This is a genomic window from Adlercreutzia sp. ZJ176 (assembly GCF_011038975.1).
Classification (GTDB): Bacteria; Actinomycetota; Coriobacteriia; order Coriobacteriales; family Eggerthellaceae; genus CAAEEV01.
This window is the reverse complement of sequence record NZ_JAAKEC010000007.1, coordinates 51,278-68,649: the sequence shown is the minus strand read 5'-3', so window position 1 is coordinate 68,649 and position 17,372 is coordinate 51,278. Positions and strand designations below refer to the sequence as shown.

Genomic DNA, 17,372 nt, shown 5'->3' with positions numbered 1-17,372 from the left:
CTGCGCTGCGCGGGCCGCATATCCGTTTATCCAGAGTCGGGGGAGAGGGTTGGCTTGGTGATCCCGACACCAACCTGGCGCCTGCCAAGGTGGTCCGGCCAGCATCGATGAAGGAGGAATACTTCATGACGACATCAAACTACCTGTTCACGTCCGAGTCGGTGACCGAGGGGCATCCCGACAAGATCTGCGACCAGATCTCCGACGCCATCCTCGACGCCATCCTCGAGAAGGAGACCGAGCTCGAGCGCGCGGGCTACGTGGCGCCGAACGGCCAGCCAGCCGACGTGAGCCAGGTGCGCTGCGCCTGCGAGACGCTTGTGACCACGGGCACCGTCATGGTGACCGGCGAGATCCGCACGCAGGCCTACGTCGACGTGCCCGCCATCGTGCGCGAGGTGGTTACGGACATCGGCTACGACCGCGCGAAGTACGGCTTCGACGGCAACACCTGCGGCGTGATGAACTCCATCCACGGCCAGTCGCCCGACATCGCGCAGGGCGTCGACGAGTCGTGGGAGGTGCAGCACGGCGCCGACGCCGCGTCCGACCCGTACGAGAACATCGGCGCGGGCGACCAGGGCATGATGTTCGGCTACGCCTGCAACGAGACGTCCACGCTCATGCCGATGCCCATCTACCTGGCGCATCGTCTGGCCGAGCGCCTGACCGAGGTGCGCAAGGACGGCACGCTCGGGTATCTGCGCCCCGACGGCAAGACCCAGGTGAGCGTGCGCTACGTCGACGGCGTGCCCACAGGCGTGGAGAAGGTGGTGGTCTCCACGCAGCACTCTGACGACGTGGAGCACGAGGCGCTGCGCGCCGACATCATCGCGCAGGTCATCACGCCGGTGCTCGAGGCCGAGGGCGTGGCGCTCGCCGACGACGCCGAGATCTACGTGAACCCCACTGGGCGCTTCGTCATCGGCGGCCCCATGGGCGACGCGGGCCTCACGGGCCGCAAGATCATCGTGGACACCTACGGCGGCATGGGCCGCCACGGCGGCGGCGCGTTCTCCGGCAAGGACTGCACGAAGGTGGACCGCTCGGGCGCCTACGCGGCACGCTGGGTGGCGAAGAACGTGGTGGCCGCGGGGCTCGCCGACCGCTGCGAGGTGCAGATCGCCTACGCCATCGGCGTGGCGCGCCCGGTGAGCGTGATGGTGGAGACGTTCGGCACCGCGCACGTGCCGACCGACGCCATCGAGCGCGCGGTGGCGGAGGTGTTCGACCTGCGCCCGGGCGCCATCATCGACGAGCTTAAGCTGCGCCGCCCCATCTACCGCAAGACGGCGGCTTACGGGCACTTCGGGCGCGAGCTGCCCGAGTTCACCTGGGAGGCCACGACGAAGACCGGCGCGCTGCGCGCGGCCTGCGGCCTGGAGTAGGGGGCGCGGGGCGAGAGGCCGCGTCCGCTCCGCCTTTGCTGACGCCGCCGCTCTCGCTGATTGCGCTGTTGTCCCTGGCGGGGCGGCTTGAGGCCGCCCCGCCTTCTTTTCGCGGCCGTCGTTTGCGGCTATAATGGACTTCGGTAAAGCTGATCTTTTCGGTAAGGTTTATGGAAAGCTCGAAGCTCAGACACATCGCCGCCATCGTCCTCGCGCTCGCTCTGGCGCTCGCCGCCGTCGGCGCGTACATCACCCAGCTCAACCGCGTGGTCGCCGACAACATGCTCCTCAGCATGGGCGAGGTGTCCCAGCATGACGTGGAGTCGATCGAGGCGTCCATCGAGATCTCGCTCGACCGCCTCGAGGACATGGAGAACCGCTTCGAGCTGCACGGGTACGGCACCGTCGCCGACCTGCAGGACTACCTGCGCGTGGAGAGCGCCGCGTCTGAGGCGTTCAACGAGGTGCTCCTCCTCGACGAGGCGGGGCGGCTCTACACGAACGCGGGGCGCGTGCTCGACCCGGGCGAGCACGACTACGAGGACTTCTTCCCCGCGGGAACGAGCCGCTACGTCATGCGCCTCAACGGGAGCGACGGCGTGCTCAAGGCCGAGGACGAGGCGCTGCTCTACGGCATCAAGCTCGAGGACATCGCGGCCGAGGGCGTGCGCTTCGCGGCGCTCCTCGGCGTGTGCGACATCAGCGACGTGCGCAACCAGATGCGCATCGAGAGCTTCGACGGGCGCGGCTACAGCAGCGTCATCGGCGAGGACGGCTTCTACGTCGTGAACGCGCGGCGCATCCTGGGACGCGGCGGCGGGTCGACGTTCTACGAGGTCATGGACGGGGCGCAGTTCGACGACGGCATGGACGCATCCGCGGTGCTCGCGCGCGTGGGCGCGCGCGAGACGTTCGCCACGACGTGTTTGATGCCCTCAGGCGAGCAGCTCATGCTGTCGTTCGCGCCGATCGAGGGGACCAGCTGGACGTTCGGGATGGCGGTCCCCAAGAGCGTGTTCGACGAGCGGTCGAGCAGGTTCGTCATCATGACCATGGTCATGCTCGTCGTGGTGGTGTGTGCGCTCGGCGTCATGATGGCGCTTTTGTTCCGCTTTTTGCACCGCAGCGTGGAGGCGAACGCCCGCGCCGAGGCCCGCGCTGACTTCCTCTCGAGCATGAGCCACGAGATCCGCACGCCCTTAAACGGCATCATCGGGCTGAACCACCTGATGGAGCGGCACTTGGACGATCGCGCGCAGATGGCCGGGTACGTGGCGAAGATGGGCAGCACGGCGCATTACCTGCTCGCGCTCGTGAACGACATCCTGGACATGTCGAAGCTGCAGGCGGGCAAGGTCGAGCTGTCGGTCGGCACGTTCGACTTAGACGAGCTCGTCGACGAGCTCTGCGCGATGCAGCGCGAGAACGTCGAGGGCCGCGGGATCGCGTTCGAATGCGCGCGCGACGTGGCACGCCCGCGCCTCATGGGCGACGCCGTGCGCATCAAGCAGATCATGATGAACATCATCTCGAACGCGGCGAAGTTCACGCCCGCAGGCGGCGTGATCTCGTTCTCGGTTGCGCAGGACGCGCCCGCGGGCGATGTGGTCACCACGCGCTTCTCGGTGGCCGACACGGGCTGCGGCATGAGCCGCGAATTCGTCGCGCACATCTTCGACGCGTTCTCCCAGGAGGTGACGAGCGCCACGGAGGGGCAGAAGGGCACGGGGCTCGGCATGTCGATCAGCTACCTGCTGGCCCAGCAGATGGGCGGCGACATCCTGGTGGAGAGCGAGCTGGGGCGAGGAAGCCGCTTCGAGGTGGTGCTCCCGCTCGAGGTCGCGCCCGCGGGCGCGGGCGGCGACGTGCGCGCGGGTGACGCTGCGGCTGTTGGGGCAGGCGCTGCGGCGGCTGCTGGCGCGGGCGGCGATGGGGCTGCGGGCCAGGGCGCAACGGCTGATGCCGATGCCGATGCCGGCGCTGGCGCGAGCGCGGGCGCCGACGCCGGGGCCGCACCCGCGCCGACGCGGGCGCTCTCAGTGCTCGTGGCGGAGGACAACGAGCTCAACGCCGAGATCCTCGTGAGCATCCTCGAGGAGGAGGGCATGGGCGTGCGCGTCGCCGCAAACGGCGAGGAGGCCGTGGCCGCCTTCGGCGCGTCGGGCGCAGGCGACATCGACGTGATCCTCATGGACGCACACATGCCGGTGATGGACGGCTACGAGGCCGCGCGGGCCATCCGCGCGCTCGACCGTCCCGACGCGCGCACCGTGCGGATCATCGCCTGCACGGCGAGCACCTTCAAGGAGGACCAGGACCGCGCCGACGCCAGCGGCATGGACGACTTCGTCGCCAAGCCCATCGACGTCAAGACCCTGCTCGCCAAGCTCGCGAGCATCCGGAAAAGCTCCTAGCCCCGGCTTCCCGCGCCCCTTCGCCAGGGTTCCCGGGGTGCTATACTCTTGTGCCATGAAACTCGCTTCGGTCATCCTGGACATACCCACGCAGGCGCTCGACGCGCCCTACACCTACGCGGTCGCCGAGACGTCGGGGGACGTCGAGGTGGGCTGCGCGGTCCTCGTGCCGTTCGGGCGGCGCCGCGCGGTGGGGTTCGTGGTCGGCGTGCGCGAGGACGACGAGGCCGCCGCGGGCGGTGCGCCTCGTGCATTCGCCGCGTCTGCGCCCTTCGAGGCGCACTTCGGGTTCGGCGCCCAGTACGAGGCGCCCAGCCCCCAGACGGGCTTCGCGCGCGACCGCGTCGCCAAGCTCAAGCCGATCGAGCGCGTGCTCACCGCCCCCTTCTTCGACGAGGAGGGCGCGGCCTGCGCGCAGTTTTTGGCCGCGCGCTACGTGGCGCCGCTCTCAGCGTGCGTGCGCCTGTTCACGCCGCCCGGCGGCGTGCCGCGCCTCGTGCACGGGCGCGACGGGAGCTGGCGGCTCGAGCAACCGACGGTCGGCGAGGTCGACGACCGCTGGGTGACGCTCGGCCCGGCCGCCGAGGGCTTCGTCCCGCGCAAGAACGCCGTCAAGCAGGTGCAGGTCATCGAGGCCGTGCGCCGCGGCGACGTGCGCATGGCCGAGCTCGCCCTCGAGTTCGGCAGCGTGTCATCGGCCGTGCGCACGCTCGAGGAGAAGGGCGTCGTGCGCGTCGAGCGCCGCCGCCGCATGCGCGGGGTCGCAGGCGCGGGCGGGGCTGCGGGACGCGTGGGCACCGCAGGCACCGCGGGCGCGGGTGCGGGGCGTGCGGGCATGGCAGCCGCCGCGGGACGCGCGGGCGCCGCACCCGCTGGGGCACCCGACGGTGCGTCCCGCGCCGCCGCGCCCGCCCAACCCGGCTTCACGCCGTCGGCGAAGCCGCCCCTGACGGCGGGGCAGGCGTCGGCGCTGCGGGCCGTCGAGGACGCGCGCGCGGCGGCCCGCGGCGAGGTGGTGCTCGTCGACGGCGTGACGGGCTCGGGCAAGACCGAGGTGTACCTGCAGGCCATCGAGGCGGTGCTGCGCGAAGGGCGCAACGCCATCGTGCTCGTGCCCGAGATCTCGCTCACGCCGCAGACGGTGGCGCGCTTCCGCGGGCGCTTCGGCGACGCCGTGGCCGTCATGCACTCGCGCATGAGCCAGGGCGAGCGCTTCGACCAGTGGGACTTCATCCGAAGCGGCCAGGCGCGCGTGGTGGTGGGCGCCCGCAGCGCGCTGTTCACGCCGCTGGCTGACGTGGGGCTCATCGTGATCGACGAGGAGCACGAGGGCTCCTACAAGCAGGACAGCGCCCCGCGCTACGTGGCGCGCGACGTGGCGGCGTGGATGGTGCGGCGCTCGGGCGGCGCGCTCGTGCTCGGCTCGGCCACGCCCTCCATCGAGGCGCTGCACGCGGCGGCAACCGACGAGCGCTGGACGCAGGTGTCGCTTCCCGAGCGCGCGAACGGTCGCCCCCTTCCCGCCGTCGAGGTGATCGACATGGCGGCCGAGTTCCACGCCGGCTCGCGCTCCATGTTCTCGCGCCGCCTCGCCCAGGCGCTCTCAGACGAGCTGCGCGCGGGCCGCAAGGCGGTGCTCCTGCTGAACCAGCGCGGGTTCGCGAAGTTCCTGCTGTGCCGCGACTGCGGGTTCGTGCCCGAGTGCCCGAGCTGCTCCACGTCGCTCACGTACCACGAGCAGGGCGCGAAGCTCGTGTGCCACCACTGCGGCTACGCCGTGCCCGCGCCGCCTGCGTGCCCCGCGTGCAAGAGCCCGTACCTCAAGAAGTTCGGCGCGGGCACGCAGCGCGTGGAGGCCGAGCTGCGCGCGCTGCTCGACGACGCGCCGGGCGTGGGCCCGGGCGTGCCCATCATCCGCATGGACGCCGACACCACGCGCGCGAAGGGCGCGCACCAGCGCCTGCTCGACCAGTTCGCGGGCGCGGGCGCGGCGGTGCTCCTCGGCACGCAGATGATCGCGAAGGGGCTCGACTTCGACGACGTGACGCTCGTGGGCGTGATCAACGCCGACACGCAGCTGCACCTGCCCGACTACCGCGCGGGCGAGCGCACGTTCGCCCTCATCGAGCAGGTGGCGGGCCGCGCGGGCCGGGCGGAGCTGCCCGGGCGCGTGCTCGTGCAGACCTACGAGGCGTCCTCGGTCGCCATCCGCGCCGCGGCGACGTACGACCGCGCGCTCTTCCTGCGCGCCGAGCTGCCGAAGCGGCGCATGCTGGGGTACCCGCCCTACGTGCGCATGGCCAACGTGCTCGCGTGGGGCGCCGACGAGGCCGCGGTCAGGCGCGTGGCCGAGGAGCTGCACGCCGAGCTGGAGAAGCTCGTGTTCAACGTGGCGGGGGAGCTCTGGCAGGTGCTGCCCGCCAGCCCCTGCGTGCTGTCGAAGCTGCGCGGCACCTACCGCTGGCACGTGGTGGTGAAGTGCCCCCGCGAGGACGACCTCGCCTCCGTGCTCACGCGCCTCGTCCGCGCCCGCAAGGCCGACCGCGAGGTGAACGTAGCCGTCGACGTCGACTGCTACGACCTGCTCTAACGTGCTGCGAAATCACGTCGCCCCCACTCCGTTTTCTGAGAGGAGCGCCTGATCGGGTGCCCTCTGACGCGTGTCCCTTTTGTGCATACGCGCGCCGTAGCGGCGTCACCCTACCCGTGTCAACTCGAGAAGAGCGCCGTAAGCGGCTGCTTTCCTCATGTCCTGAGCGGAGCGCCTGCTCGGGTGCCCTCCCCTGTGTCATCCTGAGCGGAGCGCCCGCAGGGCGCGTAGTCGAAGGATCTGGCTGCATGCGCTATCGCCCATCGCGTGCGGTTACCGCATCGAGGTCGATCAGCGATGCGAAGAAGTCGGGGCCATCTTGCCCCAAGGGGCTCAAGGCGCTACCGGCAGGCCATGGACGATGCTGTAGCTTCCACCAGCGCCTTTGCCAACGTGAGAAGGCAGGCGATATAGCCGCCGGGGAACTCGGCTTCGACCTTTGCTTGCAGCTTGACCAGCCAAGGGAGCAGATGCTCGCTTGTGAAGGATGCGGCGGCGGAGGCAGACGCTGCATCCCCTTTGCTAGCACGCTCGCAAAGCACACCCAGATACAGCAGCTCGATTCCGATGTGGTCGGCGTACTGGTTGTTCTCGTTCGACACCTTAAGCCCTGCGTCACGCAAGCGTTGCTGCATGTCAAGGGTCGCCCGCCCGAAGCCGACGGTCGTGCCGTCGGCTCGATAGAACGTTTCCCAAGGCGGGGCCAATGGCTTCGGCGCCCCGACGAATAGTCTCGTGTATTCCGCCGACGCAGACGTTACGGGATCGGGGCAGTCTTGCATGAGCGAAGACCATGCTGCGCAGCCTTCGAGCGCGCTGTGTACCCCAGCGTCGTCGATTTCGGAGAACCTATCCCAAAAGGTCGGCTCCAATGGCGCGGTTCCCGTATGGCGCATGGTGTCAAGCAGAGAGTTTCCTATGAACGCATAGGCTTCAGCCCAAGATTCCCCCATGACGTGATGCTCCTTTGCGGTGTGGTTGCGGCTCGACGATTCGCCTCAGCAGCTGTTTCAGCGTGCTTTGCGGTTTCGCTTGCGGTTTCAGTCGTTCTTGTCGGGAACGATGAACTTGTCCGAGAGCACGAGGAACGCCAGCACTCCCAAGGATAGAACGCCGATGACGATGATGAGCTCTATGGCTGTGGGCATGTAGGTCCCGCTGAGGCCCCAGATCGAGCCTGTGCCCTCGATGACGCCCTGGTTTCCGAGGGTGATTCCCGCGGCGCCCTCGATGTTGGGCGTGATGAAGCTCGTAAGCAGAAGCCAGATGCGCTTGCAGAGCACGCCTGCGATGACAAGCGAGGATGCAGCGATGACGAGCCCCTTTCGCCAGCGGTTCTTCGCAAACACGAGAATGCAGAACGGAACGACGAGGCCGCCTATTACCTCAAACCATGGGAGCGGGCGCTATATTCCGAAGCCTGCATGGTGATGCCGACGTTTGTCGCGTCGAAGATGCGGAATGAAAGGCGCATGATATGCGAACGGCATTTCCGGAGAACAGCTCGAGTGCCTTTTCGAGACATATAAGATAGAGTGACCTGTATCGTTTTTTTCGGACACGAGATCGCGAGACTTCAATCGTGAAGTCCAGTAACCTTATGGAGCCGAGAAAAAGAAGCAGAGAATGGCGAACACGTCCGCGAAACACACCGCCGAGTACTGCAGGGAAACTGCTAATCAGCTAGTTAGCGGATGCGGGGAGCATCAGGATGCGACCGTCTGCTACTTCTTCGAAGAGAATGTCGATGTCCTCGTAGACGCCCTGCAGCTCTGAGCCAATGGTGTCGAGAACAAACCTGTCTCGCAGGGCGGGCTTCGCTACAAGACCCCACTTGAGCTGTTGGTACGAGTACTTCGCAAAAGCGATCCACTGAGGGTAGTTGATGGCCATGGGGTTCTCCGTGAAGACCACCTTGCCTGCATTGATGGCGGTGGCGGTGGAATGAGCGGTGAACAGCATCGTTCCGAGCTTCGGCATCTTCTCGTGATTCGTGCTGACGGGAATCGCATCCATGATGGTGACTCCCTCTTTGACCCGCTTGATGGCATAGCCTAGCCGCACGACGACCTCTATGAGCATCGCACTCACTGACATCGAGCAGAAGTGGATGAAGTCGTAGCCCTCGTAGTACATACCCTGCACAATTTCGGCAACTGTCTGCTCGTATTCGCCGATGCTGCCGAACTGCAGGAGGTTGAACAGCCCCATCATGGGTGCGGGCAACCCCATCGATGTCGTCATGTCGGACTTGAGGTGCGCCACTTGCCTTGCCAGGGCAGCGAATACGTCTGTCTCGGTGCGGTCTGCATAGTTCTCCATGACCTGCGAGACGACCTTGCCGGCCTTGTCTATGGTGGTCATCCTTCCTGTGAGGATGTCGGCTACACCGAACACGAAACCGAGCAGGGGGTCATGCCCGAGGGACAGCAGCCTGTGGTAGTAGGCAGATAGCCCTTCGACCCACTCGGTAGTGTTGCGGTTGTCCTGCGCGTCAAACGGGACCTTGCTGACCTTCGAGTTGGCCAGCTTCTCCATTTCTTCAGGCGGGAACCTACGGTCAAACGCATCGCGAATGTAGTTGGAAAGCGGCCCAGCTTTAAGCCCGTCGGGCGTCTTCTGCGGGATGCCAACAAGCAGGATGTCCACGGCTCCGGCCAACAGCCCTGCGGCGACGGCTATTGCAACATCGAACTTGTCCAGCCTGTGGATTTGGTTGTACTCGAAGTTGAGCCTTCGTACGACAAGGGCATTTTCCGTGAGCTCCTCTGTCGTGAAGAGGTCCTCGATCTCCACTTCGTAGCTGATGGCTCGTTCCGCTTCAGCGCAAAGGTCGTCCCACGAAGGCACGCGGAGAATTGCTCGCTGCGTCGAGGTGGCATGCGTTACGTTTGGTGGAAGCGCGTATCCGAGCTCGCTGAGAAGCCTCTCGCTCGCCGCGATGCGGTCTTCGATTCTGCTTGAATCGGGTACCTCAATCTCGTCAAGCAGCTTTGCCTGATAGGCGAGGACCTTGCTGATGCGCTTCTCGTCTTCCATTTTGCTATGCCGCGTCGTCGATGCCGAGGTCTTGGCGCAGGTCCCGCACGGCGCGCTCGAGCAGGACGTTCAGGCTCTGCAGGTAGTCCATGCGCTCCTTGCTTGCGTCGACCTCGTCCTTGAGGGTCTGAATGATAGCCTGGTGCTTTTCTAGGGCGGCCTTGTAGAGCCGCTCCTTCTCCTGTTTGAGCTGCTTGCTCTTGAGATGGGAGGCGATGCCGACGCCTGCTGCAGCAAGAGCGGCTACAGGTGCTGCCAGGACGAATACGCCGGCCACCATTCCGCCGCCCACCAGGCCGCCTGCGGCCGCAAGACCCGATGTAATGCCGGCGGCTGAAAGCCCGACTGTGCCGAGCCCGTACAGCGCGGCGAACGATCCAACACCACCGATGCCCGCACCTAGTGCGCCGGCGAGCACCTCAGGGATGGAGCTCTCACGAATCGTGCGCCCTTTGTCGTTGAGGGCGGCGCCCGCCTCGTTGACAACGTTGACGACCTGCTGCAGGGAGTCTCCGCTTTGGAAGATCATGTCCTTCTTCTTTTTTACGTACTCGCCCATAGTTGGACCTCGCTGAGAATAGCCGTTTGCTGATGATGCCAATTATAAGGCGCGAGTATATTTGCTTAGGTCAACCCGCTGTTGACATCTGCGTTCGGCGAGAAGGACGGGGCCAAGCGTTGTCTGATCCCGTACGTGCGTTGCTGTCTATTTTGGCTAGATGGTTTCAAGCCCCCGATACAGCGGATCATCCTCGCCGATGGGGAAGTCCCACCACCCCGGAGGTCGTTGGTTCAACTCCTGCCCCCGCGACCAAAATCTTTAGAGCGAAGGTTCTCGTCTCAGCTCTTTTTTCTGCATTGATCAGGCTGTACAGAGTCGGGTTCTTCGTGGTTCTTGAAAACGAACTCGGATATCAGATGCACATGAGTGGCACGGCAAGAGGAACTCAATTAGGCCCTTGGGTACAGGGTCGGCTGAGGGCATAGAGAAAGCGCCGGAGGTGAGGACAATACATCCCGTTCGGGCGCTTTGCTGAATCCTATATTACCGCGGAATCACTTGATGTCAATGACTTTTCCCTTGCGGTTCACGAAAACGAGATGACGAAGGCTCCGCAGCTCGCGCGCCCCCTTCCTCAGCTCATGCTCGATTTGGGCATCGGGAACCTTGCTCATCCTTCGCGAGTCGAAGATGACGTTTCGCGACTGGTGCAGGGCGTCCCTCAGCGTCCGGATGACGCGTCGAGCCTTGTCGGATTTCGGGGCCTTCATCTCCCACAGCTCGCCGTCCATGAGCACGTCCGCCGACGTGGTGCGCTTTTCCTCGCTCCTGCGAACGAACTCCACAGTGCGCCCCGCCCCGGCGAGCGCCCGGGCCGTATCCATCTCGTGCTGCCAGACGTTAGAGCCGGCTGCTATGATTATCTTCCCCTTGGCGTCCATGCAGGCCATTATACCGCTTAGCCTCGCCCGTTGGCGTCCTCGGTCGCGCTCCCGTCGATGAGGTCTGAGAAGGTGTCGGCGTCGCGCCTATAAGCAGGGTCGCCTACTTATTGGTGGAGAATGTGCGGCGTGAGGCCGCAGTACTCTCGCCTACGAACCTGCCTGCGTCCTCGGCTGTCGATATGTCGCTCCTCCGGGGTGCGAGAATGGTGAGGCGTGCGGTTACGATAGAATTTCTGCTTAAAAGAGAGCCGTCTTTTTAGAGAATAGCAATTAGACATGCGATTTTAATAGCTCCAATCAAACTCAGTGCCGCGAGAAGGTCGATGCTGCCCGTTTTGAGCCGCCGGCGGGATGGGCCTTGAACTTGGGCGCTGGGAGGTGTATCCTAATTTGCTGAATCTTTGCGCCCATAATGGCGAAGCTATGCCCATAGGGCGCCCTTCGTAGAAAGGAAGATCGCGTGGCAAAGGCCTCATCGAAGAAATCTACGCAAGAAACCAAGGTCGCCGAGGACGTCGTCGAAGAAGTCATCGAGGACGAGGACGTTGCGGATATCGAGCCCCCCGCAACCGAGGCGATCGAGAGCCATGCCGACAGCCTTGCCGACGACAAGCTCGAAGTGGGAGTCGAATCTGAGGAGGACCTGCTCGAGGGCATCCCCGAGGAGGAGCTCAAGGCCACCATGGACGCGCCGGCGCTGCCGAAGGTGAGCGCGCGCGCGAAGTCGAGGGTGCGCAAGCGCACGGCCGATGCCAACGTCACCATGCTCACGGGCGACCCGGTGCGCATGTACCTGAAGGAGATCGGCAAGGTCCCGCTGCTCACCGCAGCCGAGGAGATCGACCTTGCGATGAAGATCGAGGCCGGCGTGGCCGCCACCGAGGAGCTTGAGCGCGCCGAGGACGAGGGCAAAGAGCTCGACCGTCGCGAGAAGCGCCGCCTCTCGCGCATCGAGCAGGTGGGCCTTGACGCGAAGCAGCAGCTCATCGAGGCGAACCTGCGCCTGGTGGTCTCCATCGCCAAGCGCTACGTGGGCCGCGGCATGCTGTTCCTGGACCTGATCCAGGAGGGTAACCTGGGCCTCATCCGCGCGGTCGAGAAGTTCGACTACACGAAGGGCTTCAAGTTCTCCACGTACGCCACGTGGTGGATCCGCCAGGCCATCACGCGCGCCATCGCCGACCAGGCGCGCACCATCCGCATCCCCGTGCACATGGTCGAGACGATCAACAAGCTCGTGCGCATCCAGCGCCAGCTTCTGCAGGAGCTCGGGCGCGAGCCAACCCCCGAGGAGATCGGCAAGGAGATGGGGCTTCCCGCCGAGCGCGTGCGCGAGATCCAGAAGATCTCGCAGGAGCCCGTCAGCCTGGAGACGCCCATCGGCGAGGAGGAGGACTCCCAGCTCGGCGACTTCATCGAGGACGACGCCGCCGTGGTGCCGCCTGACGCCGCGTCCTTCTCCATGCTCCAGGAGCAGCTCGGCAAGGTGCTCGACGGCCTGGCCGAGCGCGAGCGCAAGGTGATCTCTCTGCGCTTCGGTCTCGAGGACGGGCACCCGCGCACGCTCGAGGAGGTCGGGCGCGAGTTCGGCGTGACGCGCGAGCGCATCCGCCAGATCGAGAGCAAGACGCTCGCGAAGCTGCGCCATCCCTCGCGCTCTTCGAAGCTGAAGGACTATCTGGAGGACTAGCGCGCCAAGGTCAGCCGGTTTCGGCTCATGGCGCTTCGGCAGGGCAGGGACCCCGCCTCTGCCGCCCGACGGGGAGACCCGCGAGCTGGGCGGCAAAGGCGGGGTCCCTCCCTGTGAGGGCGACTTTGCAGAACGTACGACACGAGGTGGGAGACACATGGCGGTCCGCGATCGCGACAATCAAATCGAGTTCTTCGCCAGCTGCCTGGCGGGCTTCGAGGCAGCTCTGGCCGACGAGCTGAGGACGCTGCGCGTGCGCAGCATCCGCCCGCTCAAGGGCGGCGCGGCCTTCCTCGGACGCCCCATCGACGCCGAGCGCGTGTGCTTGTGGTCACGCGTGGCCTCACGCGTGACGGCGGTGGTGGGCCGCGTGAACGCAGGTGACGCCGAGCTTCTGTATGCGGGCGTTTACAACCTGGCGTGGGAGGACGTGCTGGCGCCGGGCGCGAGCGTGGCCGTGCGCGCCTTCGGCACGAACGCCGAGCTGCGCAACACCCAGTTCACGGCGCTCAAGGTGAAGGACGCTCTGTGCGACCGTTTGCGCGCGCGGACCGGCGAGCGGCCGAACGTGAGCCCGCACGACGCCGACCTGCTCGTGGACGTGCGCGTGCGCGACCGCCGCGCCACGATCTCGGTCGACCTGGCGGGCGCGTCGCTCTACCACCGCGCCTACTTCGACGGCCGCGACGGGGAGGACGCGCCGCTCGCCTGCGCGCGCGCGGCGGGGATGCTCGTGGCGGCGGGCGCGCCGGAGCGCCTCGCGGAGGGCTGGGGCGTGCTCGACCCGGCGTGCGACGCAGGGTTCGCGGTGTGCGAGGCGGCGGGCATGGCCGCCGACGCCGCGCCGGGGCTTTTGCGCGAGCGCTGGGGCTTCTACGGCTGGGCGCAGCACGACGACGCCGCCTGGAGCGACGAGCTCGCACGCGCCGACGAGCGCCTCGAGCGCGGGCTGGAGCGGCTGCTCGCCGGCTCGAGCTCCGAGGGGCCGGGCGGCATCCCCGATCCGGCGCACGTGCGCGTGGTGGGGCTGTCGACGTCCTCGCCGGCTATCGCGCGGGCGCGCGCCCACCTGCGCAACGCGGGGCTGCGCGCCGTGGCGAGCGTGGAGGCCGCCTCGCTCGACGACGCGGCGGCGGTGGAGCGGCGCCTTGCGGGCGTGGTCGGCAAGGGGGCGGGCGCGCCCGCTGCCCCGGCGCTGCCCGGCACGGCGCCGTCTGATGTGGCGCTGCTTGGCGCGGCGCCGTCCGCTGAGGCGCTGCCCGATGTGGCCGCCGAAGGGACGTCCGCGCCCGCTGCTCCGGCGCTGCTCGTGGTGAACGCCGCGCCGATCGACCGCGACGAGGGCGACGCCCGCGCCGTCGCAGAGGAGGCGGCCTTCATGGCGGCTGCCAAGGGGGCGCCGGCAGGCTCGGTGTTCGCCGCGGTGGGCACGCGCGGGTTCGCGGGGCGCTTCGGCGTGGAGCCGACGTATACCCAGGTCACGGGCGCGGGGCGCATCGAGGGCATGCTCGAGGTGTTCGACCAGCCGCCGCGCGCGCTCGCGAGCATCACGCTGCCCGACGCCCACGGCGGGGCTGACCACGTGGTGGAGGTGAACGACGGGCAGGCCGCCCAGTTCGCCGCCCGCCTGCGCAAGGTGGCGCGCGAGCGGCGCAAGTGGGCGCGGCGCGAGGGGATCTCGTGCTATCGCCTCTACGACGCCGACCTGCCCGACTACAACGTGGCCATCGACGTGTACGAGGGAGCGGGCGCCTCGGCGGGCAAGACCTACGTGCACGTGGCGGAGTACCAGGCGCCCTCCTCGGTTGACGCCGAGGTGGCCCGCCGCCGCTTCGATGACGTGCTCGCCGTGGTGCCGGTGGTGCTCGACGTGCGCCCCGACCACGTGTTCTCGAAGGTGCGCACGCGCTCGAAGGGCGGCTCGCAGTACCAGGGCGCGCATCGCCGCTCGTACGTGGCCTACACCGAGGAGGCGGGCCTCACGTTCGAGATCGACCTGGGGGGATACCTCGACACGGGGATCTTCCTCGACCACCGCGTCACGCGCGGCATGGTGGGCGAGGAGGCCCGCGGCGCGCGCTTCTTGAACCTGTTCGCCTACACGGGCACGGCGACGGTGCACGCGGCGGCGGGTGGCGCGGCTGAGACGACCACGGTGGACCTCTCGCAGACCTACCTCGACTGGGCGCGTCGCAACATGGAGCTCAACGGGTTCGCGGGACGCGAGCACGCTTTCGTGCGCGCCGACGTGATGGAGTGGATCCACGCGGCGCGGCGGGCGCGCGAGGAGTTCGACCTCATCTTCGTGGACCCGCCCACGTTCTCGAACTCGAAGGCCATGGGGAAGCGCACGTGGGACGTGCAGCGCGACCACGTGGAGCTGCTCATCGGCGTGTCGCGCCTGCTCGCGCGCGGGGGCGCCGCGGTGTTCTCGTGCAACCTGCGCACCTTCAAGCCCGACTGCGAGCAGCTCGAGCGCTACGGCGTCGAGCTCGAGGACATGACGGCCGACACCATCCCGCACGACTTCGAGCGCAATCCGCGCATCCACCAGTGCTACCTGGTGCGCCGCGCCGAGCGCACGCGCTAGGGACGCCGCGGCCTCGCGCAGGATGGCATATGGGGGAATAACCCCTCGGGATGGCCTGGGCGGGCTCTCCCAAGGGGTTATTCCCTTGCTTTCGCTCTCCTTGCCTACTTGTCCCGCACGGGGCTGTCTTTGCCAGGGCGGATGAAGAAGGCCGCCACCAGCATGACGATGCTCAGAGGGACGATGGTGTAGAGGCACGCGTCCCAGTAGGTGGCGCCGCCGTCGATGAGCCCGCCGTAGATGGGGCTGAAGCAGTTGCCGATGCACTGCGCGAACTGGAGCACCGCCATGCCCATCGTGGCCGCCATGGCCGACTTGTTCATGATGGCCGGCGCCAGGGGACGCAGGCCGCCGCCGCCGAAGCCGGCGCAGATGCCCATGAGCACGATGCCCGCCCACACGAGCGCCTCGGAGCCGGTCTGGAACATCAGGTAGAAGCAGAACAGGTAGAGCACGGCCACGCCCATGGGGATGATGCGCTTCATGCGGTGGGGGAGCCGCGCCATGATGCCGCCGCCGACGGGGTTGGCGACCAGGCTGATGCCGGTGACCACGGCGAGCCCCAGCCCGGCGGTCGCCTCGGTCCAGCCGTAGCCGGCGGGCGGCGCGCTCTGCAGGAACGTGGACAGGTACGTGTTCACGATGCCGGTCTGGCCGGCGATGAACACCACGAACACCAGGCCGAGGAGCCAGATCTGCACGTTCTTCAGCAGCTGGATGCACTCGGTGAACGTGCCCTCGACGTTGTAGGACGCGCCCTCGCCCTCCGGCACGCGGTAGCAGACCCAGAACAGCACGAGCGCCACCGTGGCGAAGGCCACCACGAACCCGAACACGCCCTGCCAGCCGAAGGCCGCGGCCAGAGGCGGACAGATGAGGGAGTCGAGCGTGATGGACAGCGGCACCCAGCAGCACCACAGCCCCAGCGCGATGCCGCGCGTCTTGTCAGGGAACCACAGCGTGATGAGCGTCGGGGCCGACACGCCCGCAAGCCCGATGCCCGTGCCCTCCAGGAAGCGGCCGAGCATCATGGTGAGGGTGTTGTCGCCGCCTGCGATCTCGATGAGGCCGCCGGCGATCACGCCGAGGGCCGACAGCGCGATGGTGTTGCGCAGGCCCAGGCGCCGGCAGATGAAGGCGGCGGGGAAGGCCAGCACGATGCCGATGAGCGACACTATGGTCATGAGCATGCCGAAGCCGCCCGCGTCGAGCCCGAAGCAGCCCGCGGGGCTCACGCCGGGAATGTAGATGAAGTACAGGGGGATGGATACGATCTTGAACTGCGCCATGGGCGCGGCGAAGCTGATGAGGAACGTGGTCAGCCAGATGACCCAGGCGTAGGGGGGCGTCTTCTCCTCTCTCAGCGTGATGTTAGACTCAGCTATGGGGCGAGGTTTTCTGTTGTTGACGACGGAGCGGTCCTTCTCCTCCATGATCCCCAACCTTTCTCTTTTACGTATGCGTTACAGATACAGGCGTTGTCTTCTCCGTGCGAGGCGCGCCTTCGCGTGCGCGCTCTGATCAGCTGATGGCTCCTGCGGACGATTCCCCGCGGGCGGCTTCCGCAGGGAGCTTCCTGCAAGCGGCTCCTGCGGGCAGCCGTCTGCGGTTGCCGTCGCTTGCTTCCCGCTGCTCGCCTCCTATCGGCGGCAGGGCCCCTCAGGCTCGGGGTTGTACGTCGGCTCGGCCTCGACCTGCCACTCCTCCAAGATGACGCTCCCGCGGTACTTGTACAGGCCGTAGATGCCGAAGAAGTCGTAGTCGGCCACGGTGAACTTGCCGCCGATCGAGGTGACGAACTCGGCGGCCTTCTGGTTGAAGCCGTCAGCAGGAAACACGTAGAGGTTCGCGATGTTGTCGCGGCTTCCCGTCGGCGCGAGCATGACTGCGGAGCCCATCTGGATGGGCAGGCCGTCGGTCTTCATGCGCAGCTTCTCGATGAGCATCTTCGGCTCGAAGAAGGCCAGCCAGTTGCGGCGGCTGAGCTTGGCGCACTCGGCCCACAGAAGCGTGCGCTTCTGGCTCTCGTCTCGGTAGATCTCGTTGAAGAACTCCTGGTAGGTGCTTGAGCGCTCGAGATAGGCGGCGAAGCAGGGCAGGACGGCGCCGCCTGCGGTGGCGTAGAGGAACATCTTCTGCAGGGTTGCGCGGTCGCCGACGGGGGAGGCGTCGACCTGCGCTTTCAGCTCGTCTATCTTCATGGGAGCTCTCCTTT

Annotated in this window: 12 protein-coding genes; 5 read left to right on the top strand and 7 right to left on the bottom strand. The window is 66.9% G+C overall.

Annotated features, from left to right (window positions below; genetic code table 11):
* Positions 1 to 125: 125 nt before the first annotated feature.
* The 3 genes from metK to priA all read left to right on the top strand — a co-directional run bounded on the left by metK (position 126) and on the right by priA (position 6,392).
* Positions 126 to 1,388: a methionine adenosyltransferase gene (metK, locus tag G7Y50_RS05020; RefSeq protein ID WP_165055587.1), complete on the top strand. Its 1,263-nt coding sequence runs from the start codon at positions 126 to 128 to the stop codon at positions 1,386 to 1,388.
* A gap of 170 nt (positions 1,389 to 1,558) precedes the next feature.
* Entirely contained in the window at positions 1,559 to 3,802 is a 2,244-nt protein-coding gene (locus G7Y50_RS05015; RefSeq protein ID WP_165055583.1) for an ATP-binding protein, read from the top strand.
* A 55-nt stretch (positions 3,803 to 3,857) separates the two neighbouring features.
* On the top strand, positions 3,858 to 6,392 hold the full coding sequence (gene priA / locus G7Y50_RS05010) for a primosomal protein N' (RefSeq protein ID WP_165056962.1): 2,535 nt from the start codon (positions 3,858 to 3,860) through the stop codon (positions 6,390 to 6,392).
* A 341-nt stretch (positions 6,393 to 6,733) separates the two neighbouring features.
* On the opposite strand, the gene G7Y50_RS05005 is transcribed toward priA, so the two are convergent.
* The 5 genes from G7Y50_RS05005 to G7Y50_RS04985 form a co-directional block, all read right to left on the bottom strand.
* Positions 6,734 to 7,345 carry a molecular chaperone gene (locus tag G7Y50_RS05005; RefSeq protein ID WP_165054454.1) on the bottom strand — a complete coding sequence of 204 codons (612 nt, stop codon included), beginning with the start codon at positions 7,343 to 7,345 and terminating at the stop codon, positions 6,734 to 6,736.
* Positions 7,346 to 7,432: 87 nt separating this feature from the next.
* Complete coding sequence (locus G7Y50_RS05000; protein WP_165054457.1) at positions 7,433 to 7,741, bottom strand: hypothetical protein; 309 nt, start codon at positions 7,739 to 7,741, stop codon at positions 7,433 to 7,435.
* A gap of 334 nt (positions 7,742 to 8,075) precedes the next feature.
* Positions 8,076 to 9,431 carry a hypothetical protein gene (locus tag G7Y50_RS04995; RefSeq protein ID WP_165054460.1) on the bottom strand — a complete coding sequence of 452 codons (1,356 nt, stop codon included), beginning with the start codon at positions 9,429 to 9,431 and terminating at the stop codon, positions 8,076 to 8,078.
* Positions 9,432 to 9,435: 4 nt separating this feature from the next.
* A complete protein-coding gene (locus G7Y50_RS04990) occupies positions 9,436 to 9,990 on the bottom strand; it encodes a hypothetical protein (RefSeq protein WP_165054463.1) in 555 nt (184 codons plus the stop codon).
* Between the two features lie 497 nt (positions 9,991 to 10,487).
* Complete coding sequence (locus G7Y50_RS04985; protein ID WP_165056954.1) at positions 10,488 to 10,883, bottom strand: hypothetical protein; 396 nt, start codon at positions 10,881 to 10,883, stop codon at positions 10,488 to 10,490.
* 454 nt (positions 10,884 to 11,337) lie between these two features.
* On the opposite strand from G7Y50_RS04985, the gene rpoD reads away from it, so the two are divergent.
* Both rpoD and G7Y50_RS04975 read left to right on the top strand, forming a co-directional pair.
* On the top strand, positions 11,338 to 12,567 hold the full coding sequence (gene rpoD, locus G7Y50_RS04980) for an RNA polymerase sigma factor RpoD (RefSeq protein ID WP_165054469.1): 1,230 nt from the start codon (positions 11,338 to 11,340) through the stop codon (positions 12,565 to 12,567).
* A gap of 157 nt (positions 12,568 to 12,724) precedes the next feature.
* Entirely contained in the window at positions 12,725 to 15,157 is a 2,433-nt protein-coding gene (locus G7Y50_RS04975; RefSeq protein ID WP_165054472.1) for a class I SAM-dependent methyltransferase, read from the top strand.
* Between the two features lie 104 nt (positions 15,158 to 15,261).
* Here G7Y50_RS04975 and G7Y50_RS04970 read toward each other — a convergent pair whose 3' ends face one another.
* Together G7Y50_RS04970 and G7Y50_RS04965 are read right to left on the bottom strand one after the other, a co-directional pair.
* Positions 15,262 to 16,590: a CynX/NimT family MFS transporter gene (locus G7Y50_RS04970; RefSeq protein ID WP_165054475.1), complete on the bottom strand. Its 1,329-nt coding sequence runs from the start codon at positions 16,588 to 16,590 to the stop codon at positions 15,262 to 15,264.
* Between the two features lie 207 nt (positions 16,591 to 16,797).
* Entirely contained in the window at positions 16,798 to 17,358 is a 561-nt protein-coding gene (locus G7Y50_RS04965) for a hypothetical protein (protein ID WP_165054478.1), read from the bottom strand.
* Positions 17,359 to 17,372 lie beyond the last annotated feature (14 nt).